At 41.3% G+C, this 18,693-nt stretch carries 19 protein-coding genes; 16 read left to right on the forward strand and 3 right to left on the reverse strand.

Annotation, left to right across the window (positions count from 1 at the left end; all coding sequences use genetic code 11):
* Positions 1-86: 86 nt before the first annotated feature.
* The 4 genes from aroA to aroE are packed head-to-tail and all read left to right on the forward strand — an operon-like array spanning position 87 to position 4,380.
* Complete coding sequence (gene aroA, locus VEB00_06195; protein ID HYF82600.1) at positions 87-1,364, forward strand: 3-phosphoshikimate 1-carboxyvinyltransferase; 1,278 nt, start codon at positions 87-89, stop codon at positions 1,362-1,364.
* On the forward strand, positions 1,345-2,433 hold the full coding sequence (gene aroC / locus VEB00_06200; protein ID HYF82601.1) for a chorismate synthase: 1,089 nt from the start codon (positions 1,345-1,347) through the stop codon (positions 2,431-2,433). The genes aroA and aroC overlap by 20 nt, the downstream gene beginning before the upstream one ends.
* A 22-nt stretch (positions 2,434-2,455) precedes the next feature.
* Entirely contained in the window at positions 2,456-3,592 is a 1,137-nt protein-coding gene (gene pheA, locus VEB00_06205; protein HYF82602.1) for a prephenate dehydratase, read from the forward strand.
* The gene (aroE, locus tag VEB00_06210; protein ID HYF82603.1) at positions 3,589-4,380 is read left to right on the forward strand and encodes a shikimate dehydrogenase; all 792 of its coding nucleotides are present in this window, start codon (positions 3,589-3,591) and stop codon (positions 4,378-4,380) included. Before pheA ends, aroE begins: the two co-directional genes overlap by 4 nt.
* A 60-nt stretch (positions 4,381-4,440) precedes the next feature.
* On the opposite strand, the gene VEB00_06215 is transcribed toward aroE, so the two are convergent.
* A complete protein-coding gene (locus VEB00_06215; GenBank protein HYF82604.1) occupies positions 4,441-5,496 on the reverse strand; it encodes a DUF5667 domain-containing protein in 1,056 nt (351 codons plus the stop codon).
* A gap of 236 nt (positions 5,497-5,732) precedes the next feature.
* Between VEB00_06215 and nadD the strand changes: the two genes are divergently transcribed.
* The 7 genes from nadD (at position 5,733) to VEB00_06250 (ending at position 10,220) form a co-directional block, all read left to right on the forward strand.
* A complete protein-coding gene (nadD, locus tag VEB00_06220) occupies positions 5,733-6,368 on the forward strand; it encodes a nicotinate-nucleotide adenylyltransferase (GenBank protein HYF82605.1) in 636 nt (211 codons plus the stop codon).
* Between the two features lie 5 nt (positions 6,369-6,373).
* Positions 6,374-6,949, forward strand: a complete 576-nt coding sequence (yqeK, locus tag VEB00_06225; protein ID HYF82606.1) for a bis(5'-nucleosyl)-tetraphosphatase (symmetrical) YqeK — start codon at positions 6,374-6,376, stop codon at positions 6,947-6,949.
* A 94-nt stretch (positions 6,950-7,043) separates the two neighbouring features.
* Complete coding sequence (locus VEB00_06230) at positions 7,044-8,303, forward strand: LCP family protein (GenBank protein HYF82607.1); 1,260 nt, start codon at positions 7,044-7,046, stop codon at positions 8,301-8,303.
* A gap of 21 nt (positions 8,304-8,324) precedes the next feature.
* Positions 8,325-8,657, forward strand: coding sequence for a ribosome silencing factor (gene rsfS, locus VEB00_06235; protein ID HYF82608.1), 333 nt, complete (start codon positions 8,325-8,327; stop codon positions 8,655-8,657).
* Between the two features lie 31 nt (positions 8,658-8,688).
* Entirely contained in the window at positions 8,689-9,342 is a 654-nt protein-coding gene (locus VEB00_06240; GenBank protein ID HYF82609.1) for a PAS domain-containing protein, read from the forward strand.
* 165 nt (positions 9,343-9,507) lie between these two features.
* Positions 9,508-9,753 carry a hypothetical protein gene (locus VEB00_06245; GenBank protein ID HYF82610.1) on the forward strand — a complete coding sequence of 82 codons (246 nt, stop codon included), beginning with the start codon at positions 9,508-9,510 and terminating at the stop codon, positions 9,751-9,753.
* 83 nt (positions 9,754-9,836) lie between these two features.
* Positions 9,837-10,220, forward strand: coding sequence for a RidA family protein (locus tag VEB00_06250; protein HYF82611.1), 384 nt, complete (start codon positions 9,837-9,839; stop codon positions 10,218-10,220).
* A gap of 30 nt (positions 10,221-10,250) precedes the next feature.
* Here the strand turns inward: VEB00_06250 and VEB00_06255 are convergent, their stop codons facing one another.
* Positions 10,251-11,471: a D-alanyl-D-alanine carboxypeptidase family protein gene (locus VEB00_06255; protein HYF82612.1), complete on the reverse strand. Its 1,221-nt coding sequence runs from the start codon at positions 11,469-11,471 to the stop codon at positions 10,251-10,253.
* Positions 11,472-11,700: 229 nt separating this feature from the next.
* Between VEB00_06255 and VEB00_06260 the strand changes: the two genes are divergently transcribed.
* From VEB00_06260 to VEB00_06280, 5 genes are all read left to right on the forward strand, one after another.
* Complete coding sequence (locus VEB00_06260; GenBank protein HYF82613.1) at positions 11,701-12,333, forward strand: helix-hairpin-helix domain-containing protein; 633 nt, start codon at positions 11,701-11,703, stop codon at positions 12,331-12,333.
* A 166-nt stretch (positions 12,334-12,499) separates the two neighbouring features.
* The gene (gene selD, locus VEB00_06265) at positions 12,500-13,540 is read left to right on the forward strand and encodes a selenide, water dikinase SelD (GenBank protein HYF82614.1); all 1,041 of its coding nucleotides are present in this window, start codon (positions 12,500-12,502) and stop codon (positions 13,538-13,540) included.
* Positions 13,541-13,668: 128 nt separating this feature from the next.
* The gene (gene selA, locus VEB00_06270) at positions 13,669-15,117 is read left to right on the forward strand and encodes an L-seryl-tRNA(Sec) selenium transferase (GenBank protein ID HYF82615.1); all 1,449 of its coding nucleotides are present in this window, start codon (positions 13,669-13,671) and stop codon (positions 15,115-15,117) included.
* Complete coding sequence (gene selB / locus VEB00_06275; protein HYF82616.1) at positions 15,114-17,024, forward strand: selenocysteine-specific translation elongation factor; 1,911 nt, start codon at positions 15,114-15,116, stop codon at positions 17,022-17,024. Before selA ends, selB begins: the two co-directional genes overlap by 4 nt.
* A 153-nt stretch (positions 17,025-17,177) precedes the next feature.
* A complete protein-coding gene (locus VEB00_06280; GenBank protein ID HYF82617.1) occupies positions 17,178-17,492 on the forward strand; it encodes a DUF5661 family protein in 315 nt (104 codons plus the stop codon).
* Here the strand turns inward: VEB00_06280 and VEB00_06285 are convergent.
* Positions 17,471-18,511 (reverse strand): serine hydrolase, encoded by a 1,041-nt coding sequence (locus tag VEB00_06285; protein ID HYF82618.1) that lies wholly within the window; start codon positions 18,509-18,511, stop codon positions 17,471-17,473. The genes VEB00_06280 and VEB00_06285 overlap by 22 nt on opposite strands.
* Positions 18,512-18,693: the final 182 nt, after the last annotated feature.

Below are 18,693 nucleotides of genomic sequence, written 5' to 3' on the forward strand. Positions count from 1 at the left end.
TCAAATTCAACATGAAAGGTGAGTTATGCATTTATAAAAGGAATAAGGGCGAAGAGCTGGAAAGCTTTATATAGGAGGATGCGGCAATGAAGGAAGTTACTATTTATCCGGGCAGTCTTGCCGGTGAGGTTTTGATACCACCGTCAAAAAGTATGAGCCATAGAGCGATAATATGTGCCGGGCTCTCAGAAGGAGTAAGCACTATAAATAATGCAGGAGTGTCTCAAGATATTGAAGCGACCTGCGAAGCTATGAAGGGTTTCGGTATAATAGTTGATAAAGAAGCCTCCTCGCTGAGGATAAAGGGGAATGCTGCTCTTGAGCTTAACAACTCCCGGATAGACTGCCGTGAGTCGGGATCTACCTTGAGATTTATTATACCAATTGCAGCTTTGACTGGTAAACCTGTGACTTTCTGCGGAGAGGGGAAGCTAATTGAAAGGTCTTTGATGCCTTACTACAAAATTTTTGAGAAACAGGGGATAAAATATGAGACTGACTGTGGAAAACTGCCTCTCTGCATCAATGGCAGGCTGACCTCCGGAGAATTTCAGCTGGAGGGAAATATCAGCTCTCAGTTCATTAGCGGCTTGATGTTTGCGCTTCCACTGCTGGAGGGCGATTCACAGATAATGATAACCAATGAATTGGAGTCAAAATCATATATAGACCTGACAATAAAGGCTTTAAAAGGGTTTTCAATTTACATAGAGAATCATGATTATAAAACTTTTATTGTAAAAGGAAAGCAAAAATATAGAGCAATGAACTATTCTGTTGAGGGAGATTTTTCCCAAGCTGCTTTTTGGCTGGCAGCAGGAGCACTAGGGTCGGAGCTGGTATGCAAGGGGCTTGATATGGAATCGCTGCAGGGTGATAAGTCGGTGTTGGATATAATAGGTGAAATGGGAGGCCGAATAGTTGTAGACGGGGATACTGCAAGGTCACTGACCGCTGATACGAAAGGAACAGTTATTGATGCCTCACAGTGTCCGGATTTGGTTCCGATATTGGCTGTGCTGGGAGCACTGAGTGAGGGAAGGACAGAAATAGTAAATGCGCAGAGACTGCGATTGAAGGAATCCGATAGGCTGAGGGCTATAAGCAGCGAGCTTGGCAAGCTGGGAGCCTGCATTATGGAAAAGTCGGATGGCTTGATAATTGAAGGTAGGAAGGGCCTCTGCGGTGGAAGTGTTGACAGCTGGAATGACCATAGAATTGCAATGGCTTTGGCTGTAGCAGCTACAAGGTGCGAAGAGCCGGTAATAATAAGCAATGCTTCCTGCGTGAAAAAGTCCTATCCTGATTTCTGGGAGCATTATAAAGCATTAGGAGGAAGAATCAATGAGCGGAATATGGGGTAACAGCATCAAAATATCAATATTCGGAGAGTCCCATGGTAAAGCGATAGGAATAACTATTGACGGCTTAAAGGCTGGAATCCTTCTGGACTTTGATTATATAAAGAAGGAAATGCAGAGGAGAGCCCCCGGGAATAATGAGTATTCCACTCCTCGTACGGAAGAGGACGAGTATGAGGTAATAAGCGGCTGCTTTGAAGGTAGAACTACAGGGACTCCTTTATGCGCAATGATTTATAATACAAATAAGAAATCCGAAGACTACGCGAAGCTTAAGAATATAATGAGGCCTTCTCACGGTGACTACACAGGATATGTGAAATACAGCGGCTTCAATGACTATAGAGGCGGAGGCCACTTTTCGGGGAGGCTCACTGCACCGTTGGTTTTTGCGGGGGCAATATGCAGACAGCTTCTGGAAAGCAGGGGAATAACCATAGGCAGTCACATAAAGAGTATAGGTGAAGAGCAAGATGAGAGTTTTGATGCTGTCAGTGTTGAAGCAAGTACATTAAAGATACTGGGAAGCAAAGCTTTTCCGGTGTTGAATGCAAAAAGTGAAGCTCTCATGAAAGCGGTTATTGCCCGAGCTATGGAGCAAAGAGACTCAGTGGGTGGTGTTGTAGAAGCTGCAGTACTGGGTCTGGAACCTGGTATAGGAGAACCCTTCTTTGATTCGGCAGAAAGTACTTTAGCTCACCTTATATTTTCCATTCCGGGGGTAAAGGGTCTTGAGTTTGGAGCAGGCTTTGATATATCAAGTATGAACGGTTCAAAAGCGAATGATGAATATTATATGGATGGAGAGAAAATAAGAACATACAGCAACAACAACGGGGGAATACTTGGGGGGATTACCGATGGAATGCCTTTAATATTCAGGGCTGCCTTCAAGCCTACACCCTCGATTGGCAGATTGCAAAGAACAATTGATATAGAGAAAAGAGAAAATACTGAAATAGAAGTGCAGGGAAGGCATGATCCGTGCATTGTACCAAGGGCAATACCTGTAGTGGAGGCTGTTGCTGCTATTGCGCTGTTTGATCTTATAATGCAGTTTGAGCGAAAATGAATGTAAAGAGGATGTGTTTTTGTTGGGTGAACTTGGAATATTGAGACAGAAGCTAAATGAAGTTGATGAAAAGCTTGTGGGCTTGTTTATAGAAAGAATGGAGCTTGTCACTAAGGTTGGCGAGTATAAAGCAGAGAAAAATCTGAAGGTATATGATCCAGTGAGAGAAAAAGAGATTATTGAAAGGTTTGCCAACGGAGTTAAAGTAGATTTTGATATAAAATATGTGGAGCAATTTCTGGAGAATCTTATGTTCTTAAGCAGGAAAGCCCAAGTAGATATAATAGGCAGGAAAAAGGAGCCTATTAAGTTTGAAAGCCCCAATGCAGCCATAACAATAGGCTATCAGGGAATGCCGGGCTGCTACAGTCAGCAGACAGGGCTTGAATACTTCGGGGAAGAGATTGGGACCGTGAGCTGTCACAGCTTCAGAGATGTTTTTGAAGCACTTGCAAAAGGGACGGTGCAATACGGTATTCTTCCAATAGAAAATTCTACTTCCGGTAGTATCAATGATGTCTACGACTTGCTTAGAGAGTATGAATTTTATATCATAGGTGAAAAATGTCTGAATGTGGAGCACTGCCTTTTGGCAGTGGAAGGTGCAGACTTGGCCGATATAAGGGAGGTTTACAGTCACCAGCAGGGGCTGATACAGTGCAGCCGCTACCTTTCGGAGCGGCCTGAATGGAAGCAGGTACCCTATTTTGATACTGCAGGAAGTGCAGAGTATGTTGCTAAGGAAGGTTTGAAATCCAAAGCATGTATTGCAGGTGATAAGGCGGCTTCAGTATACGGTCTCAGTGTAATCAGTCAGAATATCCAGGATAACAGAAACAACAGCACCAGATTTGTGATTATAAGCAAAGAGATGCTTGAAGATGAAAAGGCCGATAAAATAAGCGTGGTACTCAGCGTGCCGCATAGACCGGGAACTCTTTACGGAATACTAAGGCATTTTGCAAAGGGCAATTGCAATCTGATGAAGATTGAGTCCAGGCCTTTGGAGGGTAAAGCATGGGAGTATTTCTTCTATATAGATTTTAGCGGAAATGTAAATGAAGAAAGCACCAGAAGTATTCTGGCTGATATAGAAAAAGAAAGTTCATTTTTTAGATTGCTTGGCAATTATAGAAGTGAGGATGGCTGCAGATTATGAAGAATGTTTATGGGTTGATCGGAGAGAAGCTTGGGCATAGCTTTTCTCCGCAAATACACGGTGAGATATTCAAAAAACTAGGAATAAAAGGAGAATACAAGCTTTTTGAACTAAAGGAGGAAGAACTTAAGTCGGCGGTTCTGGAGCATAAGAATCAGGGCATCAAGGGCTTGAATGTCACGGTGCCATATAAAATAAGAATTATGGCTTGTCTTGATGTGATTTCAACTGAAGCGGAAAAAATCGGTGCAGTAAATACAATATCACTGAACAATGGTGTACTCACAGGGTATAACACAGATTACAACGGGTTTGGGATGTCACTTGCACGGAGTCGGGTAGAGATAAATGGTAAAAGTGCAGTCATCTTGGGCACTGGTGGAGCTTCTAAGGCAGTAGCGCACTATCTTATAGATAATGGTGCAAAAAGCATCACATATGTCAGTAGAAATCCCGGTGCTGGAGCTAAAAGCTATGATGAAGCAGCAAGTTTGAAGGGGGATATGATAATAAACTGCACCCCCTGTGGAATGTATCCCAGAGTGGATGTGTCACCGATTCCTTATGAAATATTCAAGGGGTTTGGTACCGCAGTAGATTTAATTTATAACCCTGAGGAAACGGTATTTTTGAAGCAGGCTAAGGAAAATGGGCTGAAGACGGTAAACGGACTTTATATGCTTGTAGGTCAGGCTGTTGCAGCTCAGGAAATTTGGAATGGAATCAGGCTTTCTGAAGCACAGGTAGATGAGATATATCAATGCGTAAAGCATCTTACAGGGAAATAAAGAATTATAACAAAGCAACCCCGCAGAGGTTATTTCATCTGCGGGGTTGTTTATTTAAGGTTAGTCTTGTTTATCACCCTTATCATCGTCATGGTCAGCTTTACCTGACTTACTATCAAATTTTTGCTCGTATTTTTTCTCTGTCTGCTCTATTTTCTTTTCCAGCTTTTCAACGGACTTCTCAAGCTTCTTCTCTAATTTTGCTGCCTCTTTATTTTCTTTGCTTCTGTCATCGTTTTTATCTTCATCATCCTTATCTTCCTCTACAGTGCTGTCCTTTTCTTCTGTATCTTTATCAAGCTCTTCGGATTCCACAAGCCCGGTCTTGATTTCCTTCTTTAATTCCTTGAAGGTTTTGTTGATATCCTTCATAGCATCCTTAGGAGCAAGGTTAAGTTCCATTATTGTCTTGCCGATACCCTTTGAATTGACAAGGAATAGGTCCACTACGACCTTCAGGTCTTTTTCTGACTGCTCTGACAGTGATACAAGAGCTGCAACCTGCCTGTTGTTAAGTTTCGCACTTTGGATTTTTTCGAGCAGAGCCTTATCTTGGATTTTTCCTGTAAGTATAGCGTTTGCGGCGCTGGCCTTTTCAGCCTGCTCTTCTTTTTCCTTATTGACTTCCAGCTTTACTGCCACTTTCTCAGGAAGTGCCTCAATTGCTGCTTTAAGCTCTTCTTTATATTCCGCAGGTACTTTGTCCATCAACTTTTCAAGTATTGCTTCATCTTCTATGTCATATTTTACTATCATATCTATGGTTTTGGTTACTGCTTTACCATCCTTAGCAGCTGCATCTATCACATCGATTGCATTGTCCATAAGTACCTTGTATTCATTAATAGCTGTTGTTGCTTTCTCTACATTGTTTGCTTCTATCATAGCCTTGCTCTCAGCAAGTCTTTCCTGCGCCATTCCAGCCAAAGCTTCAGCTTCCTTAACTGCATCTGTTATTATTGCTATTTGAATTTTTTCTGCAAGCCTGTCAAGAATATAAAGAGGACTGTCAGGCTTTATCCCTGGATCTGTTGTATTTGCTGATTCATCTGCAAATACCGGAATTGAGACTGCGAGTATTATTGCCATCATTAGAATTAATATTTTTCTGTTCATTCAATTCACTCTCCTTTTAATAATTGCTTTTTAGTGCATCATGATGCTATGACGGTTTTATGCAGCTTTTGGAATACATTATACTATTCGCCGCCGGTTAAGATTTTTCCGAGGTATTATATATGGTAAATCATGCCGCCATACCATGATATTTTTTAGAAGTTGCTGGAAGAACTTTAAAAATTCTGCATATTATTGTATAATGGACATAATTCATTAAAATCAGAGGTATTTGTATGAGTGAGCAGAGGGAAGGCAATAAGTCGAAAAGGATAGGAATTATGGGCGGCACTTTTGACCCTATTCATTATGGGCACCTTGTTGCGGCTGAAGTAGCAAGAGCGGAATTTGGCCTTGACAAGGTGATATTTATACCTGCGGGAAGACCTCCCCATAAGCAGCTGCAAAGCATAACCGACGCTGAACACAGATATCTTATGAGTGTCCTCGCAACTTCCACAAACCCCAATTTCGAGGTATCGCGTATAGAAGTGGATAAGAATGAGCTTACATATACTATCGGTACTGTGAAGGATATGCGAAGGATATACGGTGAAGATGCAGCAATATACTTCATAACTGGAGCCGATGCAGTGCTGGAACTGCTGACCTGGTATAAGATTCAGGAGCTTTTGACACTATGCACATTTATTGCTGCTACCCGGCCGGGATTTGACAAGCGGGATTTGGAACAAAAGATAGGGGAAATTACGTCTAAGTATGGTGGAGAAATTATATGCATTGAAGTTCCTTTACTGGCAATATCGTCAACAGATATCAGAGAAAGAGCCAGAAGCGGGAAATCAATCAAATATCTGCTGCCTGAGGCAGTAGAGGAGTATATCGAAAAAAATGGGCTGTATAAGGAGTGAATACTTTGCAGGATTTGGACACAATAATGCACTGGTTAAAAAATAACATTTCTTCAAAGAGATATAGTCACTCTATTAATGTTAGCTCAACTGCCGCAAAGCTGGCAGAGTTTTATGACTGCGATGTTCAAAAGACAAGCATTGCCGGCTTGGTGCATGACTGCGCAAGGGAGCTTGATATGGAAGAGCTGCTGAATTGCCTCGCTGCAGAGGATATTGCAGCAGATTCTCTGACATTAAGCGTGAAGGAGCTTCTGCATGGTCCGGCAGCAGTACATATATGCAGGAAGGTGTTTTGCATAGAGGATGAGGAAATACTAAGCGCTGTAAGATATCACACCACCGGAAAGGAAAACATGTCTCTCCTTGAGAAGATAATATACTTGTCGGACTTTATTGAGCCATCAAGAAGCTTCGACGGGGTGGAAAAACTGCGAGAACTTGCCTTTGGGAAGCTGGATGAAGCTCTTCTGCTGGCATTTAACTCCTCTATTCAATACATAATGTCAAAGAACGGACTTATACATGTTGATACCATACTATCTAGAAATCATATATTGAAAGAGCTGCAAAAGCTATAAGCAGCAGTAACGAGTGATTATATTTAGTAAACCTGAAATATGGAATAATCCAAAATGTTTTTTGAAAAACATATTAGAAATGGGGTTTTAGATTTTGAAAAAGTATATGGCTATTTTTCTGGCTTCGTTTTTGATTTTTTTTATTATACTCGGAGGAGTATATTATTTATATAAATCAAATATGACTGATGAGCATTTTGTCAAGACTATAGAGGAAAACCCTGAGCTTAAACCCGAAGACCCCAAGGATGACGTAATAATAAACACCTTGGTGATGGGCATTGATGAAGCAAGGTCAGACACTATGATTGTGGTGAGCTATAACAAAGAGAACCATAAGATCACATTGCTCTCGATACCAAGAGACACAAGAGTGAATATACCAGGTTACGGCTTTGATAAGATAAACTCTGCAGCAGCCAGAAAAGAAGGCACTGCTTTAGCAATGGAAACAGTGGGCGATATGCTGGGAATTCCTATACACCATTATGTGAAGGTGAACTTCAAGGGAGCAGAAAAGATAGTGGATATATTGGGTGGAGTAAAGGTAAATGTACCCCCGAATATGGACTATGAGGACCCTGTTCAGGATTTATATATCCATCTGAAACCGGGTTTGCAAGTGCTCAATGGTAAGGACGCAGTAAAGTTCGCGAGGTTCAGAAAGGGCTATGCTGATCAGGACTTGGGCAGAATAAAAGCCCAGCAGGAGCTTATCAAGGCTTTCATCGACAAGCTCACAAGTCCCAAGGTGATACCGAAAGCACTCAGCATAGTTGATGCAATGTCCAAGTGTGTTAAGACCAATATGGATAATGCGACTATTGCAGGTTATGCAGTGAATATAAAAGATATTAAAATGGAGAATATCAAGTTCTATACCCTGCCTGGAGATGATGAGTATAAGAATAAGGTCTCATATTTCTTGTGTGATGAGGTTAAACTCAAAGAAATGCTTGAGCAAATCAAGGCTGATCTTGGAGTAGCAACAGCTCAAACCAATGATATAACGCCATCCCAGGCAGAAAGTGGTCAAACTGCTGCGGATACTGTACAGGCAATCAGTAGGGAAGATATTAAGGTGCAGGTGCTGAATGGTTCAAAGAAAAGCGGACTGGCCTCTCAGCTAAAAAAGGAGCTGGAGGATAAAGGATATTCAAATGTTAAAATTGGAGATACTAAGGATATGACATATGGATACTCTAGAGTCATCGACAGGAGTGGGAATAAAGATAAACTTCAGGTGGTATCTCAGGATTCAAATATAAATATTGTCGAAAGTGATATTGACAATACTTGTGGTTATGATATAACAATTATTATAGGTAAAGACAGAATTAACGGAGGGATGTAATTGTACTCAATATCGACGGAAATGGCTAACAATGCTATCGAAAGTTTAAAAGACAAGAAGGCGACAGATATAAAGCTGTTGGATATACATGAGCTTTCAACAATAGCAGATTACTTTATTATCGCCACAGGGAACTCTACAACACAGGTTCAGGCAATGAGCGATGAATTGGAAGAGAAAATGGAATTGGCAGGATATAAGATGCACCATAAGGAAGGCTTTAGAAACGGTCGATGGATATTGCTTGATTTTGGCCATATTATAGTGCACCTTTTCCATGATGAGGAAAGAAAGTTCTATAACCTGGAAAGGCTTTGGGTGGATGCAAAGTCGATTCTTGTAGAAAATCAATAGATATAAATTTTGATTGTTTAGGGGTGTTGGTATGAGTGAGAATTTGCATCCTATACTGAAAAGTATGATGACACTGGTCGAGGGAATAGCGAATACATTTGGGAGGAATTGTGAAGTTATTCTTCACGATATAAGAAACCCACAAAGTTCAATAATTGCAATAGCCAATGGACACGTTACCGGAAGAACTGTAGGAAGTCCTATGAGTGAATACGGACTGGCCACTCTCCGCAGGGGACAGTTTGACAAGCCTATAGTAAACTATAGAAAAAAGACTAAGGAAGGAAAGCTTCTGAAGTCTACATCGCTTTTTGTTAAGGATGAAAAGGGGAAGCTCATAGGCTTTTTATGCATTAACTATGATATTTCAGAGCTTACAATAGCAAAGAATATCATTAATGAATTGACAAATATTGTTGATGATACAGATTTCTCCGAAGACAGTGAAGAAAGCTACGGAAGCACAGTAAATGAGATGCTTAGCAGCATAGTGAACAAGACTTTGGAATCGGTAGGGAAGCCTGTAGCCTTCATATCCAAGGAGGAAAAGGTCAATATAGTCCAACTGCTGGATGAAAAAGGGGTATTCCTGATAAAAGGTGCGATTGACTATGTTGCAAAGGTATTATGTGTTTCCAGATATACGGTGTACAACTATTTGGATGAGATTAGAGTGAATGATTAAGTATAAAAGGTACATATCGCAACATGCGTTATGTACCTTTTGTGTATTATTGATGATATTTGTGTGAAATATGAGTAATAGTGGTAATATGTATGAGCTGTTTGCATATTGTATTTATGGTGTATCGATAAATTTTAACTATAAATATAATATGGAGGAATGTAAATGACTGTACTTAGAGAAAGGCATGGCCAGGCACTTATAAGGTATGAGGAACAGGGGGCCGGAGAGAAAAGACGTGATGTGCACTTTGAGTGGTGGTTCAATACTGAAAAGATGAAAGAAGGAGTACGGCTGGAGGAGAAAAACGGAAAAACTCATATATATTGTTATAAATTCAAAGGAAGTTATAGGGAACGCTGGCTTATGGAGGAATTTGACCGAAGAGTTCCAAAGTATAAGGTTGTATAGCGGAATCATATATTATAATATTATATTGATTGCAGATATATATAACAAAGGAAAAATATCGAATTGATAAGGGAGGAATAAGAATGACAAAAGAAATAATAATGACTGAAAATGCTCCTGCTGCTATAGGACCCTATTCCCAAGCGGTAAAGTACGGAAATCTCATATTTACATCAGGTGCTCTCGGAGTTGATCCAAAGACAGGAGCATTCGCTGATGGAGGGATTCAGGCTCAGACAAAACAGTGCCTGGAGAATCTTAAGGCTGTTCTTCAAGCATCCGGCAGCAGCCTGGAAAACGTGCTGAAAGCTACAGTTTTTATTAAAGATATGAATGATTTTCCTAAGATTAACGAAATCTATGGGCAGTATTTTACTAAGGAGCAGCCGGGCAGATCCTGTGTAGAGGTTGCCAGACTGCCAAAGGATGCATTGATTGAGATTGAAGCTATAGCATTTGTAGGATAAAAAGATAACGCCGATGTCGGCGTTATCTTTTTATCTTCTTATATATACATCTTTAAACTTTCTTCGTCTGATTTTATATATTGTGACTGCGCTTCGATAAAGCAGGAACACTACTACTAATACTATCAAAAGCCACCAGTAATTGAATATCTTTGGAGCGGCTATTTCGACTGATGAGAGGAGCTTTATCCTTTTTACCTCCTTGCCATCTACTGAAACAATCATTTCTCCAAGTGCTTCACCCTTTTTAATGGGTTCCTTAATAACGTCATTTGTTTTAATATCAGTTTTTACTTTGTCCCTCTCGGCTTGAGAAAGAGTGAGAGAGAAATCCTCAGCTGCCAGAAGGTTGATTTTTTCCTGACCATCTTTTATAGATACTGTTGTCACTACCTGATCCTTTTTCAGTACTTCTACATTCTGATAATTTGCAAAGCCATATTCGAAGAGGGCTACGGTATCGCTGTATACATTCTGTCCTTCAGCGCTCATAACCACTGATATGAGCTCCAAATCACCTTTTTTTGCACCGCCTACAAGACACTGATTCGCTTTAACTGTATAACCTGTCTTGATACCTGTGGCGTATTCATATCTGAACTTATCATAGGTCTTCCAAATTAGCTTGTTGCTGTTTGTTATGTAGTTTCTTTCATCCTGCTTGTTTGTCTTAGGTATGGTGTATTTAACTTCCTTCACCACACTTCTGAACTTATCCAAGGTCATCGCATACTTGGCAATCATAGCCAAGTCCCTTGCAGTTGTATAGTGATTATCATTGTGAAGTCCGTTTGGATTTACAAAGTTTGTGTTTGCTGCGCCCAGCTCCTTGGCTTTGCTGTTCATAAGCTTCGCAAACTCTTCGACAGTGCCTGAGATATGCTCCGCTATTGCTACTGCAGCATCGTTTGCGGATTCCAGCATTAGTGCGTGAAGCAGCTGCTCCATAGTAAGCTGCTCACCGGTGATGAGATAAATCTGGCTGCTCCCTTTTTCTATGAGCGGAGGGTTCTTGCCTATTGTAATTAGATCTTCCATCTTTCCATGCTCTACTGCTAAAAGACCTGTCATTACTTTTGTGGTGCTTGCAGGATAATGTCTATCATCTGCGTTCTTCTCGTAAAGTACCTTTCCTGTTTTGGCATCTATTAAAATGGCTGATGGAGCAGTAACTAGAGGTGCATCTCCAAAAACCGGCATAAAAGACATGACCATGCTCAATAGTGTTATATATAAAATGAATTTTTTCATAATTTCCTCCGAATGTTATTGAATTGCTTGCCTTTAAGCCGCTATTTCGTCAACCATTTCAGTATAACAAAAAAGGTTAGCAATAGCACCCCTTTATTAGAAATTTGTAGATATTTTTGAGTGGTAATATATGATTCGTATATTAATACATGTAAAAGAAGGAAATATATTACAAATGTCGAATCATATATTATTAAAACAAGGCGGCTACTGTCTGAAGGAGGTAAAGATGATTTACATTACTAGAACTCAGAAATCTATATTTGCAGTTATCTTGCTTGTGTTGGTCATTATAAGCGGTACTATATATACCAGACAGGAAAAGTCTACAGAAATAAGTCTTGGTGAGGCCATTGAGGTTAAAGAAGCTGTACCCACTCCTGTAGCAGCAGCAATTGAAGCAGAGCCTGAGGAGATATCGGTATATATATGCGGTAATGTAAAGAATCCCAGTGTGATAAAGGTAAAGGAAGGAACCCGCCTTGATGAGGCTATTGCGATGGTGGGAGGGGCAAATGTGGAGGCTGACTTGAATATTGTGAATCTGGCGTATAGGCTGGAGGATGAGGATATGATATATATTCCCAAGAAGGGAGAAAAGCTGCAAGGCACAAGCAAGACCATACCGGGTGTGAATACGATTAAGAGTGTAGGTGTTAACAAGTCGGGAAAGGTGAATATCAACACTGCCGGCGAAAGTGAGCTTGATACACTGTCCGGCGTGGGGCCGGCAACTGCAAAGGCAATAATACAATACAGGAACCAAACAGGGCCCTTTAAGTCCATTGAGGATATAAAAAAGGTAAAAGGCATAGGCGACAGCAAATACAATGACCTCAAGGACGGTATAACGGTTGAGTAGAGCAGTAGACCAAATCACATTTTAGATAGTGGTTTGGTTTATTTTTTTCTATGTTTGCCGATACTGAGGTATGTTATAATATTAGAGAATATGAAGATATTTAGTGAGAACTGTAAAATATATTTTTACATTTTCCAAATGATATAGGAAGCGGGGTGGTGGCACAATGGACAAGAGAATCAGACTTACGCAAATGACCAGAAGCTCTGGGTGAGCCGCAAAAATTGGTCCGGATACCCTGGCACAGGTTCTGTGTCAGCTGCCAAAATTTAAAGATGAAAATCTGCTAGTAGGCATTGAAACATCCGATGATGCTGCCGTATATAAGATAGATGAAGACAAAGCTGTGATTCTGACAACGGACTTTTTTACTCCTGTTGTAGATGATCCCTATACCTTTGGGCAAATAGCTGCAGCAAACTCTTTGAGTGATGTGTATGCAATGGGGGGCAAGCCTGTAACTGCAATGAACATAGTGTGCTTCCCCACCTGTGAGTCAATGGATATTTTAAAGGAAATTCTTAGAGGCGGAGCGGACAAGGTTGCGGAAGCGGGTGCAATAGTTGTCGGAGGGCATACGGTAGATGACAATGAGCCAAAATTCGGTCTCTCCGTGATGGGTATGGTGCATCCCCAAAAGGTTGCTGCCAATTCAGGAGCGAAGCCCGGGGATATGCTTATACTTACGAAGCCTCTTGGGATTGGCATATTAAATACTGCAATAAAGGCAGATATTGTTGATGAAGGCGTAATTAAAAAAGCTGTAGATATCATGGCATATCTCAATAAGGATGCTTGTGAAGCAATGACAGCAGTGGGAATCAACGGCTGCACAGATATAACAGGCTTCGGCTTTTTAGGTCACTCTTATGAAATGGCTGCGGCAAGCAAAGTTTCTCTGGAAATATGGTCGGATACTCTTCCTATAATAAAGGAAAGCGTTGAGTTTGCAAGAATGGGAATAATTCCGGCAGGTAAATATAATAATGAAGGTTATCTCAGAGAGCATGTCAGTTTTGCTGGCAGCGTAAAGCAGGAAATAAAAGACATAATGTATGACCCTCAGACTTCAGGAGGACTTCTTATATCTGTACCTGAGGAGCATTTCGAGATGCTGATGGATGAGCTGAGAAAAAGGAACAAGACGGATTTCAGCGTTGTTGGAAAGGTAATATCAAAAGAAGAGTATTCGATAAAGGTAGTATAAATCAAAAGAACAACTGACATTAGTTAATATTTGGTGCGAGGTACGAGGTGCGAGGTGCGAGGAGAACCGAAGGAATTCCCCGAACCACGAACCGCGAACCGCGAACCTGCAAGTAGTGGAGGTAGAGCATGAAGGATAAAAAGCAAATATTGAGCAGTATACCCTCAGTTGATGAACTTTTGAGGGAAAAGGAGCTTGAAAAGCTTACTTTTGTATATCCAAGAACTACAGTAGTAGAGGGCATAAGGGAATATCTGAAAGATTACAGGAAAGCAATAATGTCTTTGGAGGATGAGAAAGACCTGAACGCAATCGATAACTGCTGCATGATAAATGGCATAGTTGAAAAAGTACATGAAATAATGAGGAACAATCTCGTAAATGTAGTTAATGCAACAGGAGTAGTGCTGCATACAAACCTTGGAAGATCTCCATTAAGCAACAGACTTAAGGATACTTTATGGGATATCGCGTCAAAGTATTCCAATCTGGAAATGGACCTTGCATCCGGGGAGCGGGGCTCAAGATACTCCCATGTTGAAGAATTGATATGCAAGCTTACCGGAGCCCAGGCGGCAATGGTGGTGAACAATAATGCTGCAGCGGTGATGCTGGTACTTGCTACCATGGCTAAAGGCCGGGAGGTAGTGGTGTCCAGGGGGCAGCTTGTTGAGATAGGAGGTTCCTTCAGGGTGCCTGATGTAATGGAGCAAAGCGGTGCTGCATTAGTTGAGGTAGGAACCACTAACAAAACACATGTGTCAGATTATGAGAGGGCTGTCAATGAGAATACGGCAGCATTTATGAAGGTGCATACCAGCAACTACAGAATACTGGGTTTTACAAGTGAGGTGGAGTCGGAGGAAATGGTCGCGCTGGGTAGGACACTGGGGCTTCCTGTAATAGAGGATCTGGGAAGTGGAATGCTTTTGGAGCTTACTGACTATGGACTGCCTTACGAGCCTACTGTGCAGCAGGCTGTCAAAGCAGGTATGGATGTAATAACCTTCAGCGGGGATAAAATGCTTGGAGGCCCTCAGGCTGGTATTATTATCGGCAGCAAGGAATACATAGATAAAATGAAGAAAAATCCTCTCACAAGAGCAATAAGAATAGATAAGCTGACTTTGGCAGCCCTTGAAGGGACGCTGAGGCTATACACGGATAAGGAGCTTGCACTAAAGGAAATTCCGGTGCTTAGAATGCTTACCTACAGTGATGAGGAGCTTGATAAGCGGGCAAGACGTCTTTATACGCGATTAAAAAAGTCTTTAGGTGCTGTTGGCATTATTAGTATAGAGGCTGACTACTCTGAGGTGGGTGGAGGCTCCATGCCTCTGCATAAAATGCCTACCAAGACTATTGCATTGAAGCCTAACGGTATATCTCTAGTGGAGCTTGAGGAGAAGCTGAGGACATATAAAACTCCTATTGTAGCAAGGATAAACAAGGATAGGCTTATGCTGGATGTCAGGACAATTATGGATGATGAGTTTGAAGTTATAGAAGGTGCCTTGCTGTGGGCTTTTTCGGCACTTTCAAAAGGCAATGCGGGAGAAGGCGAGGGTCAAGCTTGAAGAACGTTATAATCGGAACAGCAGGACACATAGATCATGGGAAGACAACCCTTATAAAGGCTCTGACGGGAAGGGATACAGACAGGCTCAAAGAGGAAAAGAAAAGAGGAATATCCATTGAGCTTGGTTTCACATATTTTGACCTTCCAAGCGGAAGAAGAGCTGGAATAATCGATGTGCCCGGACACGAGAAATTTATTAAAAACATGCTTGCTGGAGCAGGAGGCATTGATGTTGTAGTGCTTGTAATAGCTGCTGACGAGGGTGTAATGCCCCAGACCAGGGAGCATCTTAATATACTTTCGCTGCTGCAGGTGAAGAAGGGTATAATAGCCCTGACCAAGAAGGATATGGTGGATCAGGAATGGCTTGAAATGATAACCGAACAGGTCAGAGATGAAGTAAAGGGCTCCTTCCTAAAGGAAGCAAGCATAATGCCGGTTTCATCGGTCACGGGAGAGGGGCTTAAGGAGCTTATTGCTGAAATAGATAAAGTTACTGAGGTGGTAGAGGAGAAGGATACTAATGAGGTATTCAGGCTTCCTGTGGATAGATCCTTCACTATAACTGGCTTTGGCACAGTGGTTACGGGTACGCTTATCTCGGGCAGCATCAGCGAAGGGGACAGGATAGAGATATATCCACGCAAAATTGATACGAGAGTACGCTCAATACAGGTTCATGAAAAGAATGTCAAGACTGCCTATGCAGGTCAGCGCGTGGCAATCAACATCGCCAATGTGAAGCTTGATGAGATTCAACGGGGGGATGTGCTGACACAGCTAGAACGAATGGAGCCTTCAATGATGCTGGATGCAAGGCTGGAGATGTTGCCTGGTGCAGACAAATCCATTGACAATAGGGACAGATTAAGGCTTTATCATGGAACTTCAGAAATAATGTGCAGGGTGGTACTTCTGGATAGAGAAGAGCTTAAGCCTGGGGAAAGTGCATTTGTGCAGCTGAGGCTGGAGGAAGAGACAGCCTGCATGAAAGGGGATCGTTTTGTAATAAGGACATATTCCCCCATGTTGACCATAGGCGGGGGAACCATTTTGGAGCCTAACCCTCCTAAGAGAAAGCGCTTTAAAGAGGATGTAATAGAAGAGCTTAAGATAAAAGAGCAGGGCAATCCAACCGAGGTGGTTGAGAGGTATTTGATACAGAACAGTGATAAATATCCCGAGAAGAAGTCAATACTCAAAGGTGTAGGGAATATAAGTGCTGAGCTGTATGAAAAAATAGCCGCTGAGCTGTCGGAGAAGAAGCTTATTCACCAATTCAAGCTCGGGGATGAGACTTATTTGCTGCATATCAGGTATTTGAAGGATGTTGAAACCAAGCTTACAGAAATACTTGAGGCATATCATAAGAAGAATCCGTTAAAAATCGGAATATCCAAGGAAGAGCTTCGAACAAGAATTTTCGAAGGGATAAAGCCGAGACTGGCAGATCTGGTCTTTGGATATTTGGAGGCTAATGGCACCATAAAGATTGAGAACCAATATATAGCTCAAGGTAGTTTTAAGGTGCAGTTCAATAAAGTACAAGAAAAGATTAGGGATGTAATAGAAAAGAACTACAGCGAGAACCGGTTCAACCCGCCCAAGCTTATGGAGCTGGCTGAAGCGAACCCTTTGGATAAAAACCAGTACCAGTTGGTATATGCTGCTTTGATTGAAATGGGAGAGCTTATAAAACTGGATGAGGATATTGCCTTTTCAAGAGCTGCATACAACGAAGCAGCAGAGCTTTTACGGAGGCATTTAAAAGTGAATGGATCAATACAGTTGGGGCAGTTCAGGGATATTCTCGGGACCAGCAGGAAATATGCAATGGCTCTACTGGATCATTTTGATCAAAACAAGATTACTAAGCGTGTTGGAGACAACAGAGTACTGTTCTAAAAGGAAGAATAAAGTTGTTTATCTGGATTTGTATATATTCTGGATAAACAGCTTTTTAATTTAGCAAAACCTTTTAGACTAGAATATAATGTTATAAATTAAAGCGCGGGAGGTTATTGTATGTATCCGTACATTTGTCCATATTGGAAGAAAATGAAATCGACTTATGATCATTCTGAAGAACCCTCCATTATAAATAGACAAAAGAAATTTACCAAAGAGGAAGCAATAGATATTGGTAAAAATATAGGTATAGATTTTAGCAAGATTGACATTGAACAGTTCAGGACGGGCTTGGATGTGGAATTGGAGCATGGCACCAGGTTCCCCAAGGCCAATGTAACAAATGACGATCCTGTGCTTACTGGCAAAATTGCTTATGCCCATCTACTGGAAATCCCTGATTATTATACGAGATTGGCTGAAATTGAAAAAGAAGCAAGGCTTCACTGTGGGATTGAGGACTGACTTATAGTCCTTTTTTTCATGTAATTGTACACGGCACCTGTAATACTTCTGTAAAGAGGCTGCACATTTGAGCTGCTGCCCTTGCTCATTACAACCATTATATAAGGATTATCCTCCAAAAGTATTATGCCGGCGTCATTATAAACCCCTTCGCCTGCACTTGTACCTGTTTTGTGGGCTACTGGGGACTTATAGCCTATACCCGCAGGAAGTCTGTTAGAGTATATATTGTTTTTAAGAGATTCCATAAATAGCTTATCATTCTCTGCCCCGAAGGTTTTTTCGCAATATAGCAGGTCAAGTACGTATCCCAGGTCCTTGGGAGTGGTTCTAGGAGATCGGGATATTCCATATCTTGCAATATTGTTCTTGACAGAGGCGCGTTGGGCAGGCATTATCTCACTATATACCAGGCTGTTTTTCACACCCAGCTTCAGAAGGGTTTCGTTTATCTTTTTGGAACCTAAATGGCGAAGGGTAATGTTAAAGTAATCATTGACTGAGTGGCTGATCATTTTTGGCAGCATCCTCTTGAGATTGTACTTGCTGTTTGTTATCTTGTCTGTATAAGCCTTATCCAGCTCCAGCTCGCCGCAATTGTTCATATAATACATTACAGCTGCGGACAAAAGCTTGCAGGTGGAGGCTGAATTGAAATATCCCTCCCTAGGGTTATCGGGGTTTGTTTTTTCGGCATTATAAGCATATTCGTAGCCGCTGCTTAACTCTTTGATATAGATTCCGATAATGCCCTTGCCGCCATTTTTATAGAAAGAGTTAACCTTCTTCATTACAATTGCGTCTACTTCATTGTTAAAGTCAGAAGCAGCTTGTTGGACTGCATCTGGCGCCTCAGCAGCGGGCTGCTCTGACACAGGAGCCGGAGTGGGCGTTATGTCCACTGCCGACTGATTTGGAGGTTGGGGTGTTAAATCGTCTGGTACAGCACTATATGTGATATATGTGCACATAAATGAAATAATAGCAACCAAAGTGAATGATTTCAAGCGTTCATGCATTGTACATCCCCCAATTATGCATCATCATAATCAATTATATATATGCTGCAGTCCTTTCAAAATCAAGTTATCCTAAAAAAAACTGCAGATAAAATCAAATTGATAAATTTAGCACAATTTACAAAATATAACATAAAATAGTGTTGACAACACAATAGTCTAGTGCTATTCTGATTTCAAAG

The organism is Clostridia bacterium (assembly GCA_035628995.1).
Taxonomy (GTDB): Bacteria; Bacillota; Clostridia; order Lutisporales; family Lutisporaceae; genus BRH-c25.